This window comes from Massilia sp. HP4 (assembly GCF_005222695.1).
Classification (GTDB): Bacteria; Pseudomonadota; Gammaproteobacteria; order Burkholderiales; family Burkholderiaceae_D; genus Telluria.
The window spans coordinates 211,865-229,527 of the sequence record NZ_STGG01000012.1 but is presented as its reverse complement, the minus strand read 5'-3'; the positions used below and the strand labels follow the sequence as shown (position 1 = coordinate 229,527).

The window sequence follows — 17,663 nt, the reverse complement described above, 5'->3', positions numbered from 1 at the left end:
TCAACAACAAATAATACCTGAAGGAACAGCTCATCCAGTGTACAAACGGACATGGCTGTTGCAAAACTTACCCGATTCTTGTACTGCGAGCGATAAATAAATTGCTATTCATTAAGTTACTCGGGGTCGCGTCGCAGACGCTGCAGCAAAGCGTCCACATTCTCCCCCACCGGCAAACCGTGGCGCCGCAATAGTTGCACGTGCAGCACGAGGTTTTCCAGCACCAGCTTGGCCGACACCGCCAGCAAGGTCAGGCTGCGGTCTTCCTCGCTGAAGCTTTCCATCGCCGCCGCCATCTCGCACAGATGGTTGGCGACAATGGCGCGCATCTCGTCCTCGGGGAAGGGCAGGTCGGCGAAGTCGATCGGGTCTTCCCGTTCGACTTCGCGCATCAGCGCGGCGAGCTGGTCGGGCTGGATGGTCATCGGAGGCTCCGTGGTGGACACGGAACCATTCTATGCCGTCCCTAGCGCACGATCACTACATATTGCGCCGATACTGCCCCCCCACCTCGAACAGCGCCGTCGTGATCTGCCCCAGCGAACACACGCGCACCGCGTCCATCAGGCGCGCAAACACGTTCTCGTTGTCGATCGCGGCCTGGCGCAGGGCAGCCAGGGCGGCCGGCGCCGCATCGGCATTGCGGGTGTGGAAATCTTGCAGGCGCTGCAGCTGCGATTGCTTCTCGTCGTCGGTCGAGCGCGCCAGTTCGATGGTCGCCGGGGCGCCCGCGCCCTTCGGGTTGCGGAAGGTGTTCACGCCGATGATCGGGAGCGTGCCGTCGTGCTTCTGGTGCTCGTACAGCATCGACTCTTCCTGGATCTTGCCACGCTGGTAGCCGGTTTCCATCGCCCCCAGCACGCCGCCGCGCTCGGCGATGCGCTCGAATTCCTGCAGCACCTGCTCTTCGACCAGGTCGGTCAGCTCGTCCATGATGAAGGAACCCTGGTTCGGGTTCTCGTTCTTGGCCAGACCCCATTCGCGATTGATGATCAGCTGGATCGCCAGGGCGCGGCGCACCGATTCGTCGGTCGGCGTGGTGATCGCCTCGTCATAGGCATTGGTGTGCAGCGAATTGCAGTTGTCGTAGATCGCGATCAGCGCCTGCAGGGTGGTGCGGATGTCGTTGAAGTCGATCTCTTGCGCGTGCAGTGAGCGGCCCGAGGTCTGGATGTGGTATTTCAGCTTCTGCGAGCGGTCGTTGGCGCCGTACTTGTCGCGCATCGCCACCGCCCAGATGCGGCGCGCCACGCGGCCCAGCACCGTGTACTCCGGGTCCATGCCGTTCGAGAAGAAGAACGACAGGTTCGGCGCGAAGTCGTCGATGTTCATGCCGCGCGCCAGATACGCTTCCACGAAGGTGAAGCCGTTCGACAGGGTGAACGCGAGCTGCGAGATCGGGTTGGCGCCTGCTTCGGCAATGTGGTAGCCCGAGATCGACACCGAATAGAAATTGCGCACGCCGTGGGTGACGAAGTATTCCTGGATATCGCCCATCACCTTCAGCGAGAACTCGGTCGAGAAGATGCAGGTGTTCTGGCCCTGGTCTTCCTTCAGGATGTCGGCCTGCACGGTACCGCGCACGGCGGTCAGGACCCAGGCGCGGATCTTCTGCTCTTCGTCCTGCGTCGGCTGGCGCCCGTTGTTCTCGGCGAACTTGTCGATCTGCTGGTCGATGGCGGTGTTCATGAACATCGCCAGGATGGTCGGGGCCGGGCCGTTGATGGTCATCGACACCGAGGTCGACGGGCTGCACAGGTCGAAGCCGTCGTACAGCACCTTCATATCGTCCAGGGTCGCGATCGACACGCCCGAGTTGCCCACCTTGCCGTAGATATCGGGCCGCAGCGCCGGATCGGCGCCGTACAGGGTCACCGAATCGAAGGCGGTCGACAAGCGCTTGGCGTCCATGCCGGTCGACACCAGCTTGAAGCGGCGGTTGGTGCGGAAGGCGTCGCCTTCGCCGGCGAACATACGGGTCGGGTCTTCGCCTTCGCGCTTGAAGGGAAACACGCCTGCAGTGTAGGGGAAACTACCCGGTACGTTCTCCAGCATCAGGAAGCGCAGGATCTCGCCATGGTCTTCGAAGCGCGGCAGCGCCACCTTGCGCACCGGGTTGCCGGACAAGGTGGTCGACACCAGGCGCGTGCGGATCTCCTTGTCGCGGATTTTCACCACATGCTCGTCGCCCGCGTAGGTCGCCTGCAACTGCGGCCAGGACGCGACCAACGACTTGGCTTCGCCGTCCATCGCATTGTCGCGCTCCGCGATCAGGTCGTCGAAGTCGATGCTCTTGCCGGCCGCGGCCAGCATGCGCTTGGCCTCCTGCAGCTGCTGGCGCTCGCGCGCGAGCTTGACCTGCTTGCCGACCGTGCGGTGGTAGCCGCGCACGGTGTCGGCGATCTCGGCCAGGTAGCGGCTGCGCGCCGGCGGCACGATCACGTTCTTGCCGCTCGAATAGCGCTGGGCGGGCGCCTGCAGGCTGCCCGTCTCGACTGGAAGGCCCAGTGCGGCCAGTTTCGGCAGCAGGCCGTGGTAGAGGGCGGTCACGCCGTCGTCGTTGAAGCGCGAGGCCTGGGTGCCGTAGACCGGCATCTGGTCTGGATTCACGGACCACAGCTCGCGGTTGCGCTGGTATTGCTTGGCCACGTCGCGCAGCGCGTCGAGGGCGCCCTTGCGGTCGAATTTGTTGATCGCGATGAGGTCGGCGAAATCGAGCATGTCGATCTTCTCGAGCTGCGAAGCGGCCCCGAATTCCGGGGTCATCACGTACATCGACGTGTCCACGTGCGGCACGATGGCGGCGTCGCCCTGGCCGATGCCCGACGTCTCGACGATCACCAGGTCGAAGCCGGCCACCTTGCAGGCGGCGATCACGTCGGGCAGCGCCTGCGAGATCTCGGAACCGGCTTCACGCGTGGCCAGCGAGCGCATGAACACGCGCTGCTGGCCGTTCCACGGATTGATCGCGTTCATGCGGATGCGGTCGCCCAAGAGGGCGCCGCCCGACTTGCGGCGCGACGGATCGATCGAGATCACGGCGATGTTCAGGCGGTCGCCCTGGTCGAGGCGGATGCGGCGGATCAGTTCATCGGTCAGCGACGATTTGCCGGCGCCGCCGGTGCCGGTGATGCCCAGGGTCGGCACGCGCAGCGTGTCGGCCGTGTCCAGGATTTCCTTGCGCAAGGCCGGGTCGACCTTGCCGCTTTCCAGCGCCGTGATCAGCTGGGCCAGCGGGCGGTGACGGTCGGCGATGTCTCCTTCGCGCAGCGCCGCGAGCGAGGTCGGGGCGTAGGGCGACAGGTCGACGTCGCAGGTCTCGAGCATCGAGCGGATCATGCCGACCAGGCCCATGCGCTGGCCGTCTTCCGGGCTGAAGATGCGGGTCACGCCATACGCGTGCAGGTCCTCGATCTCGCTCGGGACGATCACGCCGCCGCCGCCGCCGAACACCTTGATGTGGGCGCCGCCGCGCTGGCGCAGCAGGTCGATCATGTACTTGAAGTATTCGACGTGGCCGCCCTGGTAGCTCGAGATGGCGATGCCCTGCGCGTCCTCGGCCAGCGCCGCGGTGACCACCTCGTCGACCGAGCGGTTGTGGCCGAGGTGGATCACCTCGGCACCGTTCGATTGCAGGATGCGGCGCATGATGTTGATCGAGGCGTCGTGACCGTCGAACAGCGAGGCGGCGGTGACGAAGCGGACCTTGTTGGCAAGGCGTGGCTGCTCGGGCAGGTCGAGCTTGGCCGCGGGTCTCGCTTCGGAAATGATGTCGTTCATGGGGGAGGGTCCTTGTGTGCGGTGAGGACGGGGTATGCCGGTACGGTATATGACGTTAACGTTAACGTCAAGACTGCGGCGAAGTAATGCGGCGCTGTTCGACCCATTTCACATTGTGTATCTGTAGGGCAACAAGAAGTTCCATTTCGCAAGGTACTTGATATACTCGGCGCATAAGGCAATCCAATTCGGGAAGAAACCCAGATGCTGAAAAAAGTGGATTCTTCACAGCTCAAGGTAGGCATGTTCATCCACGATCTCGATTGTGGCTGGATGGAGCATCCCTTCGTCCGCAACCGCTTCCTGGTTACAGACGAGGACGAGATCCGCAAGATCGTCGCGGCCCGGATCCGCGGTGTCGTGATCGATTGCAGCCGCGGCCTGGACGTGGACGCGCCGACCCTGGCCGAAGCCGAGGCCGCGACCGAGGCCGAGGTGGCGGCGCTGGCGTCCAGCGTGATCAGCCGGGCCAGGGTGCCGCTGGGCGAAGAGCTGCAGCGCGCCGCCAACGTGCGGCGCCAGGCGCTGGGCCTGGTGCGCAGCGTGATGCAGGACGCGCGCCTGGGCAAGGCGGTCGAACTGGGCGAGGTCGGTCCGGTGGTGCAGAACGTGACCGAATCGATCCTGCGCAACTCCGGAGCCTTGCTGAGCCTCCTGCAGATCAAGAACAAGGACGACTACACCTTCCTGCATTCGGTCAGCGTGTGCGCGCTGCTGGTCGCCTTCTGCCGCTCGCGCGGCATGATCGATGACGTGATCTACCAGGCCGGCCTGGGCGGCCTGCTGCACGATACCGGCAAGGCGCTGGTGCCGGACGCGATCCTCAACAAGGAGGGGCGCCTGAGCGACGAGGAATTCGATATCGTCAAGCGCCATCCGCGCGACGGCCACGACATCCTGGTTCGTACCCAGGGCATCGGACCCATCCCGCTCGACATCACCCTGCACCACCACGAGCGGCGCGACGGCAGCGGCTATCCGGAACGCCAGGCCGGCGACGGCATCAGCGAGCTGGCGCAGATGGCGGCCATCGTCGATGTCTACGATGCGATCACCTCCGACCGCTGCTATCACAAGGGCATCGCGCCGGCTGAGGCGCTGCGCAAGATCTACGAGTGGAGCAAGTTCCATTTCAATCCCGCGCTGGCCCAGGAATTCATGCGCTGCGTCGGCATCTACCCGGTCGGCACCCTGGTGCTACTGGAGTCGGGCCGGCTGGGCGTGGTGGTCGAGCCGCACGAATCGAGCCTGCTCACGCCCAAGGTCAACGTGTTCTTCCACGCGAAGAAGCAGGTGTACATCCGGCCCGAGACGGTCGACCTGTCGCGCGCGCTGGGCTTCGGCGGCGGCGACAGGATCGTGCGCCACGAGTCGGCCGCCAAATGGCGGGTCGAGCCGCAGCGCTTCATGCAGCTGGCTGAAGCCTGATTACAAGCCGCCGGCGCAGCGCAGGGTGGCGCCGGTGACGTAGCTGGCCTGCGGCGACAGCAGCCACAGCACCGGTTCCGCGATTTCTTCGGGCGTTGCCAGGCGGGCCATCGGGATCTTCGGCGCAACCCGCGCCGGTGACGATCAAGACCTTTTCCATATTGCCTCCTTCGCGCCAGTGTCGCGCGCGGCGGCGCTGGGCGCAAGCGCGGCCGGCGCATGCGATTCATGCGTTTGACGCATGGATCGCATGACAAATCGGCGCCATTCCCTGCTATCTTCGTTCCTATACTGTGCGGATGCGATTTCACCGGAGCGCAATGCCCATGTCCATGTCACACGCGCTCGAATTCTGGTTCGAGTTCGGCAGCAACTACAGTTACCTGAGCGCGATGCGCATCGAGCGGGCGGCCCAGGCGGCCGGCGCGCCGCTGGTGTGGCGGCCGTTCCTGCTCGGCCCCGTGTTCCGCGAACTGGGCTGGGAGGGTTCGCCGTCCCTGGCCCAGCGCGAGAAGGGCGAGTACGTGTGGCGCGACATGGCGCGCCGCGCGGCCAGATACGGCTTGCCGTTCCGGCGCCCTGGCGTGTTCCCGCGCCGCGCGCTGCTGCCGATGCGGGTGGCGCTGCTGGCCGCGCGCGAGCCATGGATGGGCGAGTACTGCCGCCGCATCATGCACCTGGCCTGGGCCGAGGACCGCGAGATCGACGATCCGGCGCCGGTGCTGGCGGCGCTCGACGGCCTGGCGCCCGACCCGCAGGCATGGGTGGATCTGGCCGGCAGTGAAAACGCCAAGGCCGCGCTGCGCGAACAGACCGCGCAGGCGCGCCGGCTCGGCATCTTCGGCGGGCCCAGTTTCATCGTTGACGGCGAGCTGTTCTGGGGCGACGACCGGCTCGAGGATGCACTCGATGCGGCGCGCGCGGGGGGCGGGCGATGCGCCTGAACGCGCTGCCGCCGCTCGACGCCCTGAAGGGCTTCGTGGCCACCGCGCGGCGCGGCAGCTTCACCGCCGCGGCCGACGACTTGTGCCTGACCCAGTCGGCTGTCAGCCGCCAGATCCAGAGCCTCGAGCAGCGCCTCGGCGCGCCGCTGTTCGTGCGCGGCAAGCGCGGCATCGCGCTCACCGCGGCCGGCGAAAGCCTGTATGCGATCGCCGCGCCGATGCTGGCGCAGCTGGCCGACTTCGCCGCCGCGCTGCGCGCCGCGCCGCCGTCGAACCCGGTCACGATCGCGGCCGGCATCGGCGTGGCCGCGCTGTGGATCCTGCCGCGCCTGGGCGCCTTCCAGGCCTTGCATCCCGGCGTCGACGTGCGGCTGGCGGCCGGCAATGCCCTGTCCGACCTGGAGCGCGAGGGCATCGACCTGGCGATCCGCTACTGCGATGCGGCGCAGGCCCCGCCGGGGGCGCTGCACCTGTTCGACGAGATCGTGGTGCCGGTCGCCAGCCCGGCGCTCGCGGCCCGGGCCTTCGCCAGTCCGGCAGCCCTGCTGGAGCATACGCTGCTCGAACTGGACGACGCGCCGCGCACCTGGCTGCACTGGCCGACCTGGCTGCGCATCCATGGCATGCGCAGGACAGCTGCGCGCGCTCTCCATTTCAACCAGTACGACCAGGTGGTGCAGGCCGCGCTCGAAGGCCACGGGGTGGCGCTGGGCCGGCTGGCGCTGGTCGAGCCCATGCTGCGCGCCGGCCGCCTGGCGGCCCTGCGCGACGGCGCGCGGCGCGTGCCAGGCCGCGGCTACTGGCTGCTGGACGGTCTGGAGGCCGACCGCCCGGACGTGGCAGTGTTCCGTGCCTGGCTGCTGCACGAATTGGCGCACAGCCGCGCGCGGATCGAGGACTACGGCGTCCCGGGCGCATGAATCGCGTCATGCGCGCCGCGCATGGCTGGCCTGAAAAATGGCCGTTTGCCGCCATCCGGCGTGCTCGCAATACTGGCCGCTCCAACACCCGCGTCGCGCTGGCGCTGCAAAACCTGGTGTGGGGCATCGCCCAGCCGCTGGCCGGCTGGATCGCCGAGCGCCATGGCTCGCGGCGCCTGATTTTCGGCGGCTGCCTGCTGTATGGCCTGGGCATGGCCGTGATGGCGCATGCCGCGACGACCCTGCAGCTGGTGCTGGTGCTGGGCGCCGGCCTGGTGGGTCGGGGTCGCCCTGGCCTGCACCGCCTTCGGCGCCATCTACGGCGCGCCGGGCCGCATGCTGGCGCCGGAACAGCGCGGCTGGGGCCTGGGCCTGGCCGGGGCCGCGGCCGGCGTCGGCCAGTTCGCGTCGATCCCGGCCGCCCAGGGCGCGGTCGGGACGTTCGGCGTGTCGGGCGCGCTGCTGATGCTGGGGGCGGGGATCGCTCCTGTGCGTATGCGCGCTGGCGCTCGGCTGGGCGCTGGCGCGCATGCTGCGTCCCGAAGCCGCGCTCGGGCTGCTCGGGATGTTCGCGCTCTGTTAGCGCGGGCTCAGAAGAATTCGGCGGTGTCGTTGACGGCCACGGTCTGCAGCAGCCCGCCCTCGACCAGCTCTTCGTAGTGGCAGACGCGGTTGCGGCCGTGGGCCTTGGCGTAGTACAGGGCCTGGTCGGCGTGGCCGAGCGTGACCACCGGCGAATCGGCCGCGCTGACGCTGGTGAAACCGATGCTGACCGTGACCTGGCCCACCTGCGGAAAGTCGTGGTGCTCGACGTCGGCCCGGAAGCGGTCGATGATGCGGCGCGCGTTGTCGAGGCTGGCCGAGCGCAGCAGCACCACGAATTCCTCGCCGCCGAAGCGGAATACGCGGTCCTGGGCGCGGAACGACGATTGCAGCAGGTTGGCGATCAGGATCAGCACTTCGTCGCCGTACAGGTGGCCGAAGCGGTCGTTGACGCCCTTGAAGTGGTCGACGTCGACCACCGCCAGCCACTGTTTTTCTTCGCCATGCGGCTGGCGCCGCTCGGCCTGGCCGTGGTTCGAGGTATCGGTCTCGGAGGCGTGCAGCATGCGCGCCAGCTGGTCGTCGAAGGTCTTGCGGTTGAGCAGGCCGGTGAGCGAATCGCGCTCGCTGTAGTCGAGCAGGTTCTGGAAGTTGCGGTACACGCTGACGATCCCGTTGACCATGTACAGCGCTTCTGGAGAGAACGGGTTGGCATGCACGATTTCGAGGCAGGTGTCGGCCTTGTCGCCGAACCAGATTGGCAGCCACAGGCGGCGCAGGCCGTCGGCGCCGATGCTTTCGGCGCGCACGTCGTGGCGCCGCAGGCAGGCCTCGAGTTCGGGATAGAGCGCGATCGGCTCGCCCGGACCGCTGTCTTGCGGCTCTTCGGGGCAGGCCACGCCGCCGGCATGGATGCAGGCGCGCGAACGCACGAAATACTGTTCGCCGACGTTCGCGACGGCGAGCACCCGGGTGCGGGCCGCGCCCGACAGTTCCTGGACCGCCGAAATCACGGAGATGTCCAGCATGGTGTGATCGCGGTGGCCGGTCATGTCCACCATGTGTCGCAGCAGGGAATCCATGTCGTCGTTGTCAGACCAAGCAAGAAGGGTAACCGGGAGAGAACAGGTGGACAGCACCGAAGGGGGCAATGCGCCGGTGGCGGCGGTGCCGTATTTTTCAGCGGTCAAGCAAAACAGCATAATGCTTTTTTGTATTACCGGCAACTATTCTTAACAATATTTATTCGTGCTTGCCCCTGGTGTGACACATCGCAGGCCGAGCTTGTTTCTTATCAGAAGCATGGATTTCCATATGGAAAAGTTGTGGATGGTCAACTTGCCGTGTGGCACTAGTCGCTAAAGTGAACTCACTGGCAAACGTAACACAGCAGTAGCGACGGGGCCCAGTCGCAGCCAGTATTTCCTCAACCATCAATAAGGAGTTTGTCATGAGCACGATTACCTCCGCCATCAAAGCGTTTTTTGCCGACGAGAACGGTGTGACTGCCATCGAGTATGGCCTGATCGCCGCCCTCATCGGTGTCGTGATGGCCGGTGTTGCTGGCGAAGTCGGTGACAACATCGAGGCGGCCTTCGTCTACATCCGCGATCAGCTGGTGATCGAGCCGTAATGTGGCTGCCCCCCGGGACGCGGTTCGGCCCTGGGGGGCTTTTTTTTCGTGGAGTCCGATCATGGCTGTCGCACTTTACCTCGATACGCTGCTGTTGCTGATGGTGACGGCGGCGGCGGTCAAGGACCTGGAGAGCCGGCGCATCCCGAACCGGCTGCTGGCCGCCGGCATGCTCGGCGCCCTGGTCCTGCACCTGCTGTCGGTCCAACCCTTGACGGGACTGCTCGCCTGGCTGGGCGGCGCGGCGGCCGGCCTTGCGATCTTCCTACCTTTTTACCTGGTCCGCGGCATGGCTGCCGGGGACGTCAAGATGATGGCCGCGGTCGGCGCCTTCGCCGGTCCCGGCGACGCGCTGCGGATCGCCATCCTGGCCTGGTGCGTGGGCGGCGTGATGGCGCTGGCCGTCATCGTCTTCAAGGGCCGCCTGCGGATGGCGGTGGCCAATATGTGGGCGATCCTGCGGCCCATGCTGCTGCGCCTGCCGCGCGCGCCGGAGCGCGCGGCAGGCGCCGGCGGCCAGCCCAGCGCCGGCGCGATTCCGTATGGCGTGGCGATCGCCGCCGGCACCATCGCGCTGCTGGTCGGCCGCTACGCCGAGCGGCCGCTGTTATGAACCGCGGGTCGGGCCTTTGTCAGGTATCAAGTGCCTGATGAGGCCGCTCGTTAGAATCAAATCAAGGTTTTCCGAACCATCTTTCATGGGCAGGAGGCTTCATGATGGGAATGTTGTCGGCCACCACGGCTGCGGCCGGGCACGAGGCGCTGGCCTGCGTGCCTGGCGCCGGCGCGCCGGCCGCGGATGGCGACGTGGCCGCCGTGCTGCCGCGCCAGCCGCGCACCGTGCGCGACACCGGGCTCGATCCGCGCCTGGTGACGGGGCTCGTGCTCAAGGTCCTGCATGCGGGCGGCAAGACGCCGCTGTCGCTGCTGACCGGCCGCCTGCGGCTGTCGGTCAGCGTGGTGCGCGAAGTGCTGCAGGGCCTGGTCGCCGGGCAACTGGCCGAAATCGCCTGGTCGGGCGAGACCGATATCGACGTGCACTACCAGCTGACCGTGGCCGGCCAGCGTGCGGCCGCCGAACATCTGGCCGAGTCGCGCTACGCCGGCCCGGCGCCGGTGACCCTGGCGGCCTGGCGTGCGGTGGTGGCGCACCAGTCGCAGCGCCGGCCGGATGCGCCGCGCGTGGCGCGCGCCGAACTCGAGGCGGTGCTCGACGGCGACGGCCTGGAAGCGCCGCTGCGCGAACTGATCGGCGCGGCCCTGTATTCGGGCCGGCCGCTGCTGTTGTACGGCCCGTCCGGCAGCGGCAAGACGACCTTGGCGCGCAAGTTCGCGCGCCTGCGCCAGGACCCGATCGCGGTGCCGCACGCGGTGCTGGTCAACCACGAGATCGTCCAGCTGCACGATCCGGCGCTGCACCCGTCGCCGCTGCAGATGCGCGGGATGGAAGAACGCCGCAGCAGCGATGCGCGCTGGCTGCTGTCGCAGCGGCCGCTGGTGCACGTGGGCGCCGAGCTGGCGCGCGACATGCTGGACCTGCGCGTGGACGCCGCCAGCGGCGTGCTGCGCGCGCCGCCCCACATCGTGGCCAATAACGGCGTGCTGGTGCTGGACGACCTGGGGCGCCAGCGGGTGCCGGCCGGCGAACTGCTGCACCGCTGGCTGGGCGCGCTGGAAGCGGGCCAGGACCATGTAACGGTGCCGCACGGCCCCAGTCACGCGCTGCCGTTCGATGTCGACCTGGTGCTGGCCACCAGCCTAGCGCCCGAATCGGTGCTGGACGACGCCTGCCTGCGCCGCATCGGCTACCGGATCGCGGTCGGGCCGCTGTCCGAAGCGAGCTACCGCGCGCTGCTGCGGCGCCAGGCGCGGCTGCGCCGCATCGAACTGGACGAACCCGCGCTCGACTACCTGGTCGGCGACCTGCATCGCCGCACCCGGCGTCCGCTGCTGGCAGCCTATCCGCACGAGCTGCTGGGCCGGATCGCCGATTTCGCCGGCTTCGCCGGCCGCGCGCCGCGCTGCGACGTGGACGGCCTGGTGCAGGCCTGGAGCAGCCTGTTCGGGGCCAGCGCCCTGCCGCCCGCGCTGCCTTCATCCCATTCTTCGGCGGTCGACCGGGAAACCAGGCAGGGAGATGCGCGATGAAGAACAAGCGTGCCGTGATCATGATGGCGCTGGCGGTGGTGCTCGGCCTGCTGGCGGTGGCGCTGGCGGCAAGTTGGCTGCTCAATGCCCCGGGCGCGACCACCGGCCGGATCGTCGTCGCCAGGTCCGACGTCGACATCGGCCAGCGCCTGGCGCCCGAGATGTTCAAGCTGGCCGACTGGCCGGCCGGCAGCGTGCCCAAGGGCGCCTTCACCGATCCCTCGCCGCTCGGCGGACGGGTCCTGAAAAGCAGCCTGCTGGCGGGCGAACCGATCAGCGAAGCCAAGCTGGCCCCGGCCGGCACGCTGGGCGGCCTGTCGGCCCTGATCGCCGAGGGCAAGCGCGCGATCACGGTGCGCGTCAACGACGTGATCGGAGTGGCCGGCTTTACCCTGCCGGGCAACTACGTCGACATCATCGTCAGCACCGAGACCGTGCCCGACCCGAACGCGGCCCGGGCGCGCGAGCAGAGCATCTCGAAGATCGTGCTGGAGCGGATCCTGGTGCTGGCGGTGGCCCAGGAAGTCAGCCGCGACGAGACCAAGCCCAAGGTGGTCAATGCCGTCACGCTCGAGGTCACCCCGAGCGAGGCCGAAAAGCTGGACCTGGCGCGTAGCGTCGGCACCCTGTCGCTGGCGCTGCGCAACCAGGTCGATCCGGCCGCCGCCGCGACCCTGGGGGCGACCAAGGAAAACCTGCTGCCGGCGCTTGCCGCGCGCGTGCCCGCGCCGGTGGTGCGCGCGCCGCCGCGACCGCGCATGCAGCAGGCGCGCGCGCCGGCCCCGCCCAAGCGCGATTGCATCAGCGTCATCAACGGCCTGCACGCGTCGCAGGAATGCTTCTGACCACCGACTGGATCGATCATGAAACGTCTCACGATCATATTGCGCACTGTTGCCGTTGTTGGGACTTTGCTGGGCAACGCAAGCGCCAGCGCCAGCGCCAGCGCTGCGCCGGTCGGCGAGCAGGGCTGCCGCGGCGAGGCCGCGCGGCCGGCCACGATGGCGCTCCAGATGGGCAAGTCGACCATGCTGCGCCTGCCCGAGAAGGTGGCCCGGCGCAGCGTCGGCAATCCGGCCGTGGTGCAGGCCATGCTAGTCGCCCCCGACACCCTGTACATCGCCGGCGTCGATGTCGGCAGCACCAATATGATCGTGCAGGGCCGCAGCGGCTTGTGCAGCGTGATCGACATCACGATCGCGATTGACCCGAGCGGCCTGGAAGCCACGCTCAAGGCGGCGATGCCGGACGAGCAGGACATCCGGGTGATGGCGGCCAACGACAGCCTGATCCTGAGCGGCACCGTCAGCGACGCCGGCGCCGTGCTGCGCGCGGTGGAACTGGCCGGCGCCTACGTGCGCCGCCCCTTGCGCCAGTTGCCGGCGGCCGACAAGGAAAACGAGACCGACGGCGTGATCGTGGTCGGCAAGAATGGCAATAGCGGCAGCACCGGCGGCGGGGGCAATGCCGGGGCCAGGGTGGTGAACCTGCTGTCCGTGAGCGCGCCGCAGCAGGTGCAGCTCGAGGTCAAGGTGGCCGAGGTCTCGCGCACCCTGCTCGAACGGCTCGAGACCGGCACCCGCTTCAGTTTCGGTTCCGGCAGCTGGACCACCACCCTGGCCACCGATTTCCTCACCGGCCTGGCGCGCGGCGGGCTGTCGGGAATCAAGACCAACGGCAACCGCTTCGGCATCGAGGCCGACAAGCTCGATGGCCTGGTGCGCATCCTGGCCGAGCCGAACGTGCTGGCCATCAGCGGCCAGGAAGGCTCGTTCCTGGCAGGCGGCAAGTTCTACATCCCGGTATCGCAGGACGATGACCGCGTGACCCTGGAAGAAAAGGAATTCGGGGTCGGCGTGCGCTTCACCCCGACCGTGCTGTCGGGCGGGCGCATCAACCTGAAGGTGGCGCCCGAGGTGTCCGAGCTGTCGCGCGAAGGGATCGGCATCAGCGCCAATGGCATCAACGGCACCGCCATCATGCCGCTGGTGACCACGCGCCGCGCCAGCACCACGGTGCAGCTGCATGACGGCCAGAGCTTCGCGATCGGCGGCCTGGTGCGCAACAACCTGGTCGCCAACCTGAAAGGCTTGCCGGGCCTGGGCGAAGTGCCGGTGCTGGGCGCGCTGTTTCGCAGCACCGACTACCAGCAGGACCGCACCGAGCTGGTGTTCGTGATCACGGCGCGCCTGGTCAAGCCTCTGCCGGGCGGCAGCCACGCGCTGCCCACCGACGGCCACGTCATGCCGTCGCGCGCCGGGGTGATGCTGGGCGGGCGGCTGGAAGGCGCACCGTCCAATGCGGCGCAGCCGGCCGCCGTACCGCCCGCGACCGCCGGCACGGTATCCGGTAGCTTCGAACTCCAATAGGGGAAACAGCGATGCGAACCACATTCACACAATGGGCGGCGCTGGCGCTGCTCGCCTGCGGCGCGCCGGGATGCGTCTCGACCACGCCCGACTGGGACAGCCATTTCGGCGCCGCTACCCGCGGCAACCTGGCGGCCCAGGTGCTCGACCCGGCCGCCGGCGCCAGCCGCAACCCCGCCCTGGGCCTCGACGGGCGCGCCGCGCGCTCTGCCATCGACAACTACCAGCGCTCGTTCGTCAGGCCCGAGGGCCAGCCGGCCGCGATGGTGGACCAGTGATGGCCGCGCGTGCAGCCGGGCTGCAGGCGCGCATCGGCTGCCGGGGGATGCCATGAGAGCGCTCCTGATCAGCCGCGACAGCCATCTGTACGCGGAACTGGCCTCGCAGGGCGCCGCGCGCCTGCCGCCGCTGCACCTGGCCGCAACCCGCGCCAGCCTGCGCGAGGCGCTCGACCGTCCGGAGCCGGACGCCCCGCAACTGGTGATCGTCGACGCCAGCGGCCTGGAGCCGCTTGAGGCTGGCCTGCTCGAGCGCCTGGGCCGCCAGTATCCGGGTTCGCAGCTGATGCTGCTGACCAACCAGCACCAACCCGAGCTGTTGATCACCGCGATGCGCGCTGGCGTGCGCGAATTGCTGCAGCTGCCGCTGGTGCACCGCGCCTTCCACGAAGCGATGGACCGGATCGCCGCCGCCGCCGGCGTGTCGAGCCTGCGCGAAGGCAAGGTGCTGGCCTTCATCGCCTGCAAGGGCGGCAGCGGCGCCACCTTCATCTCTGCCAATTTCGGCTATGCGCTGGCGACGCTGGCCGGCAAGAAGGTGTTGCTGATCGACCTGCACGGCCAGTTCGGCGACGCCGCCCTGTACGTGTCGGACCAGAAGCCGGCCATGACGATGTCGGATGTGTGCGCCCAGATCGCGCGCGTGGACGCGCCGTTCCTCGAATCGTGCCTGGTGCACGTCACGCCGGGTTTCGGCGTGCTGGCCGCGGCCGACGACCCCGGCCACGCGAAAGAGGCCAAGCCGGAACACATCGATACCATCCTGCGCGTGGCGCGCCAGAACTACGACTATGTGCTGCTCGACGTCGGGCGCCAGATCGACGCGGTATCGCTGCGCGCGCTGGACGTGACCGATACCATCTATCCGGTGCTGCAGCTGGCGCTGCCCGACATCCGCGACGCGCGGCGCCTGCTCGACATCTTCCGCTCGCTCGGCTACGTGCTGGACAATATCCGGCTGATCGTCAACCGCTACGAAAAGGGCGGCAAGCTGCGCCTGCAAGACCTGCACGCGGCGCTCGGCTGCGAAGTGGTGCATACCTTCCCCAATGACTACGTCGCGGTGACCGATTCGGTGAACCAGGGCGTGCCGGTGCTGCAGCTGTCGCGCTCGAGCTGGGCCGCGCGCAGCCTGGCCGAGATGGTCGAGCTGGTGACCGCGCACCGGGTCCAGGAAAGCCGCGGCCTGCTGGATCGCCTGTTCGGGCGCCAGGAAGCCGATTACTAAGCCAACCCACGTTGGAGCAGCCCATGTCCCTTCGCGAACGACTTGCGCTCAGCGGCCAGGAACGCATCAATGGCAGCGACATCGAGCTGCAGGATGTGCCGAACCAGGCCTACCAGGAACTCAAGAAGCTGATGCACCAGATGATCCTCGACCGGATCGACCTGGAGCGCCTGAAGCGCCTGACCGCCGAGCAGTTCAAGCACGAGCTGGCGCTGCTGGTCCAGCGCATCATCGAGGACGAGCGCATCGTCCTGAACCAGCACGAGCGGCACCACCTGGTGCTCGACATCCAGCACGAGATGCTGGGCTTCGGCCCGCTCGAGCCGTTGCTGGCCGACCCCTCGATCTCGGACATCCTGGTCAATACCTTCAACAAGGTCTACGTCGAGCGCCGCGGCCGGCTCGAGCTGACCGAGATCGCCTTCCACGACAACGCCCACCTGATGAAGATCATCGAAAAGATCGTCTCGCGCGTGGGCCGCCGGGTCGACGAGTCGAGCCCGATGGTCGACGCCCGCCTGCCGGACGGCTCGCGCGTGAACGCGATCATCCCGCCGCTGGCGGTCGACGGGCCGATCCTGTCGATCCGCCGCTTCGGCGGCAGCCCGCTGACGGTGCAGAACCTGCTCGAGTACAAGAGCATGACCGCGCCCATGATCCGGGTGCTGGAAGGGCTGGGCACGGCCAAGGTGAACATCCTGATCTCGGGCGGCACCGGCAGCGGCAAGACCACCCTGCTCAACCTGATCTCGGGCTTCATCCCGGCCTGCGAGCGGGTGGTGACGATCGAGGACGCGGCCGAGCTGCAGCTGCGCCAGCCGCACGTGGTGCGCCTCGAGACGCGCCCGCCCAATATCGAGGGCAAGGGCGAGGTGCCGCAGCGCGCGCTGGTGCGCAACGCGCTGCGCATGCGGCCCGACCGCATCATCCTGGGCGAGGTGCGCGGCCCGGAAGCGCTCGACATGCTGCAGGCGATGAACACCGGCCACGAAGGCTCGCTGGCCACGATCCACTCGAACACGCCGCGCGACGCGCTGTCGCGGCTCGAGAACATGGTCAGCATGGCGGCGGTGAACCTGACGCCGCGCGCGATCCGCCAGCAGATCGTGTCGGCGGTGACGGTGGTGGTGCAGGTCTCGCGCCTGACCGACGGCACCCGCAAGCTGGTCAGCCTGCAGGAAATCACCGGCATGGAGGGCGAGATCATCTCGATGCAGGAGATCTTCCGCTTCGAGCAGCGCGGGGTCGACGTCGACGGCAAGGTGCTGGGCCAGTTCAGCGCCACCGGCGTGCGCCCGCGCTTCGCCGACCGCCTCAGGCTGTTCGGAGTGCCGGTACCGGACGATTCGTTCGATCCCGACCGCAGGTTTGACTGAACTGGGCGACCGGGAGCGCGCATATGGATGGCTTGTTCTATGGTTTCGTGGTGCTGGTGTTCGCGGCCGTGATCTTGGCGGTCGAGGGCTTCTACCTGTGGTGGATGAGCACCCACGGCGCGGCGGCGCGCCGCATCGCGCGCCGCCTGCAGGTCATGTCCGGCGGCCTGCAGGGCCGCAGCGGCGAACGGATCTCGATCCTCAAGCAGCGCCGCTACAGCCGCATGCCGGCGCTGGACCGCCTGCTGCACCGTTCCAGGCTGGCGCGGCGCATCGATGCGCTGCTGGTGCAGGCCGGCGCCACCTGGTCGGTCGGCCAGTTCCTGGCCGCCTCGCTCGGCTGCCTGGTCGTGGCCCTGGTGCTCACGTCCGGCGCGGTGGGCGCGGTCGAGGTCCCGCTGCCGGCGCGCATGCTGGCCTGTGCCGTCGGCCTGGGCCTGCCGTGGTGGCTGCTGCTGCGCATGCGGATGCGGCGCCTGGTGCGCATCGAGCACCAGCTGCCCGAGGGGGCCGACTTCATCGCGCGCGCGCTGCGCGCCGGCCACTCGTTCACCAATGTGCTGCAAATCGTCGGCAACGAGCTGCCCGAGCCGCTGGCCGGCGAATTCCGCATCACGCGCGAGGAAATCAACTACGGGGTGCCGATGAACGAAGCCCTGCACGGCCTGGCCGAGCGCATCCCGCTGACCGACCTGCGCTACCTGATCATCGCAGTGCTGATCCAGCGCGAGTCGGGCGGCAACCTGGCCGAAATCCTCGGCAATATCAGCCAGATCATCCGCGCCCGCCTGAAGCTGGTGGCGCACGTGCGGGTGCTGTCGGCCGAGGGGCGCATGTCGGCCTGGATCCTGGGCCTGCTGCCGTTCGGCGTGATGGGCGTGATGCTGTTCAGCAGCCCGGCCTATGTGAGCATGCTGTGGAAGGATCCATCCGGCGTGCGCCTGCTGTGGTATGGCCTGGGCATGATCTTGTTCGGCGTGGTGTGGCTGCGCAAGACCATCCGTATCCGCGTGTGA

General features: G+C 68.0%; 17 protein-coding genes. 12 read left to right on the top strand and 5 right to left on the bottom strand.

The window, feature by feature from the left end; all coding sequences use genetic code 11:
- Window positions 1–116: 116 nt before the first annotated feature.
- On the bottom strand, window positions 117–425 hold the full coding sequence (locus E8M83_RS06460) for a hypothetical protein (RefSeq protein ID WP_137172540.1): 309 nt from the start codon (window positions 423–425) through the stop codon (window positions 117–119).
- Between the two features lie 55 nt (window positions 426–480).
- Window positions 481–3,780 (bottom strand): fused isobutyryl-CoA mutase/GTPase IcmF, encoded by a 3,300-nt coding sequence (icmF, locus tag E8M83_RS06455; protein WP_137172539.1) that lies wholly within the window; start codon window positions 3,778–3,780, stop codon window positions 481–483.
- Window positions 3,781–3,984: 204 nt separating this feature from the next.
- On the opposite strand from icmF, the gene E8M83_RS06450 reads away from it, so the two are divergent.
- Window positions 3,985–5,208, top strand: a complete 1,224-nt coding sequence (locus tag E8M83_RS06450) for an HD-GYP domain-containing protein (protein ID WP_137172538.1) — start codon at window positions 3,985–3,987, stop codon at window positions 5,206–5,208.
- Here the strand turns inward: E8M83_RS06450 and E8M83_RS06445 are convergent, their stop codons facing one another.
- Window positions 5,209–5,325 (bottom strand): SDR family oxidoreductase, encoded by a 117-nt coding sequence (locus E8M83_RS06445; protein ID WP_373995034.1) that lies wholly within the window; start codon window positions 5,323–5,325, stop codon window positions 5,209–5,211.
- 209 nt (window positions 5,326–5,534) lie between these two features.
- On the opposite strand from E8M83_RS06445, the gene E8M83_RS06440 reads away from it, so the two are divergent.
- Window positions 5,535–6,152, top strand: a complete 618-nt coding sequence (locus E8M83_RS06440; RefSeq protein ID WP_229491434.1) for a 2-hydroxychromene-2-carboxylate isomerase — start codon at window positions 5,535–5,537, stop codon at window positions 6,150–6,152.
- Window positions 6,143–7,072: a LysR substrate-binding domain-containing protein gene (locus tag E8M83_RS06435; RefSeq protein ID WP_137172537.1), complete on the top strand. Its 930-nt coding sequence runs from the start codon at window positions 6,143–6,145 to the stop codon at window positions 7,070–7,072. The genes E8M83_RS06440 and E8M83_RS06435 overlap by 10 nt, the downstream gene beginning before the upstream one ends.
- Here the strand turns inward: E8M83_RS06435 and E8M83_RS06430 are convergent.
- Both E8M83_RS06430 and E8M83_RS06425 read right to left on the bottom strand, forming a co-directional pair.
- Window positions 7,051–7,389: a hypothetical protein gene (locus E8M83_RS06430; RefSeq protein WP_137172536.1), complete on the bottom strand. Its 339-nt coding sequence runs from the start codon at window positions 7,387–7,389 to the stop codon at window positions 7,051–7,053. The two genes, E8M83_RS06435 and E8M83_RS06430, sit on opposite strands and share 22 nt — an antisense overlap.
- A 273-nt stretch (window positions 7,390–7,662) precedes the next feature.
- Window positions 7,663–8,697: a GGDEF domain-containing protein gene (locus E8M83_RS06425; RefSeq protein ID WP_137172535.1), complete on the bottom strand. Its 1,035-nt coding sequence runs from the start codon at window positions 8,695–8,697 to the stop codon at window positions 7,663–7,665.
- A 368-nt stretch (window positions 8,698–9,065) separates the two neighbouring features.
- Between E8M83_RS06425 and E8M83_RS06420 the strand changes: the two genes are divergently transcribed.
- The 9 genes from E8M83_RS06420 to E8M83_RS06380 all read left to right on the top strand — a co-directional run bounded on the left by E8M83_RS06420 (window position 9,066) and on the right by E8M83_RS06380 (window position 17,663).
- Window positions 9,066–9,248, top strand: a complete 183-nt coding sequence (locus E8M83_RS06420) for a Flp family type IVb pilin (protein ID WP_137172534.1) — start codon at window positions 9,066–9,068, stop codon at window positions 9,246–9,248.
- Window positions 9,249–9,309: 61 nt separating this feature from the next.
- Window positions 9,310–9,861, top strand: coding sequence for a prepilin peptidase (locus tag E8M83_RS06415; protein ID WP_137172533.1), 552 nt, complete (start codon window positions 9,310–9,312; stop codon window positions 9,859–9,861).
- A gap of 101 nt (window positions 9,862–9,962) precedes the next feature.
- Entirely contained in the window at window positions 9,963–11,396 is a 1,434-nt protein-coding gene (locus tag E8M83_RS06410; protein ID WP_137172532.1) for an ATP-binding protein, read from the top strand.
- On the top strand, window positions 11,393–12,241 hold the full coding sequence (gene cpaB / locus E8M83_RS06405; RefSeq protein WP_137172531.1) for a Flp pilus assembly protein CpaB: 849 nt from the start codon (window positions 11,393–11,395) through the stop codon (window positions 12,239–12,241). Before E8M83_RS06410 ends, cpaB begins: the two co-directional genes overlap by 4 nt.
- Before the next feature lie 18 nt (window positions 12,242–12,259).
- Entirely contained in the window at window positions 12,260–13,765 is a 1,506-nt protein-coding gene (locus E8M83_RS06400) for a type II and III secretion system protein family protein (protein ID WP_170976712.1), read from the top strand.
- An 11-nt stretch (window positions 13,766–13,776) separates the two neighbouring features.
- Complete coding sequence (locus E8M83_RS06395; protein WP_137172529.1) at window positions 13,777–14,043, top strand: hypothetical protein; 267 nt, start codon at window positions 13,777–13,779, stop codon at window positions 14,041–14,043.
- Window positions 14,044–14,095: 52 nt separating this feature from the next.
- Window positions 14,096–15,271: an AAA family ATPase gene (locus E8M83_RS06390; protein ID WP_137172528.1), complete on the top strand. Its 1,176-nt coding sequence runs from the start codon at window positions 14,096–14,098 to the stop codon at window positions 15,269–15,271.
- Between the two features lie 23 nt (window positions 15,272–15,294).
- Window positions 15,295–16,647 carry a CpaF family protein gene (locus E8M83_RS06385; RefSeq protein WP_137172527.1) on the top strand — a complete coding sequence of 451 codons (1,353 nt, stop codon included), beginning with the start codon at window positions 15,295–15,297 and terminating at the stop codon, window positions 16,645–16,647.
- Window positions 16,648–16,670: 23 nt separating this feature from the next.
- Entirely contained in the window at window positions 16,671–17,663 is a 993-nt protein-coding gene (locus E8M83_RS06380; protein WP_137172526.1) for a type II secretion system F family protein, read from the top strand.

Excerpts from the sequence above, each read along its gene's own strand:
- E8M83_RS06450 (WP_137172538.1), top strand. The coding sequence starts at position 3,985 with ATGCTGAAAAAAGTGGATTCTTCACAGCTCAAGGTAGGCATGTTCATC.
- E8M83_RS06430 (WP_137172536.1), bottom strand. The coding sequence starts at position 7,389 with ATGGCGCCGAAGGCGGTGCAGGCCAGGGCGACCCCGACCCACCAGGCC.
- E8M83_RS06420 (WP_137172534.1), top strand. The coding sequence starts at position 9,066 with ATGAGCACGATTACCTCCGCCATCAAAGCGTTTTTTGCCGACGAGAAC.
- icmF (WP_137172539.1), bottom strand. The coding sequence starts at position 3,780 with ATGAACGACATCATTTCCGAAGCGAGACCCGCGGCCAAGCTCGACCTG.
- E8M83_RS06410 (WP_137172532.1), top strand. The coding sequence starts at position 9,963 with ATGATGGGAATGTTGTCGGCCACCACGGCTGCGGCCGGGCACGAGGCG.
- E8M83_RS06395 (WP_137172529.1), top strand. The coding sequence starts at position 13,777 with ATGCGAACCACATTCACACAATGGGCGGCGCTGGCGCTGCTCGCCTGC.
- cpaB (WP_137172531.1), top strand. The coding sequence starts at position 11,393 with ATGAAGAACAAGCGTGCCGTGATCATGATGGCGCTGGCGGTGGTGCTC.
- E8M83_RS06400 (WP_170976712.1), top strand. The coding sequence starts at position 12,260 with ATGAAACGTCTCACGATCATATTGCGCACTGTTGCCGTTGTTGGGACT.
- E8M83_RS06380 (WP_137172526.1), top strand. The coding sequence starts at position 16,671 with ATGGATGGCTTGTTCTATGGTTTCGTGGTGCTGGTGTTCGCGGCCGTG.
- E8M83_RS06415 (WP_137172533.1), top strand. The coding sequence starts at position 9,310 with ATGGCTGTCGCACTTTACCTCGATACGCTGCTGTTGCTGATGGTGACG.
- E8M83_RS06440 (WP_229491434.1), top strand. The coding sequence starts at position 5,535 with ATGTCCATGTCACACGCGCTCGAATTCTGGTTCGAGTTCGGCAGCAAC.
- E8M83_RS06435 (WP_137172537.1), top strand. The coding sequence starts at position 6,143 with ATGCGCCTGAACGCGCTGCCGCCGCTCGACGCCCTGAAGGGCTTCGTG.
- E8M83_RS06460 (WP_137172540.1), bottom strand. The coding sequence starts at position 425 with ATGACCATCCAGCCCGACCAGCTCGCCGCGCTGATGCGCGAAGTCGAA.
- E8M83_RS06425 (WP_137172535.1), bottom strand. The coding sequence starts at position 8,697 with ATGGATTCCCTGCTGCGACACATGGTGGACATGACCGGCCACCGCGAT.
- E8M83_RS06390 (WP_137172528.1), top strand. The coding sequence starts at position 14,096 with ATGAGAGCGCTCCTGATCAGCCGCGACAGCCATCTGTACGCGGAACTG.
- E8M83_RS06385 (WP_137172527.1), top strand. The coding sequence starts at position 15,295 with ATGTCCCTTCGCGAACGACTTGCGCTCAGCGGCCAGGAACGCATCAAT.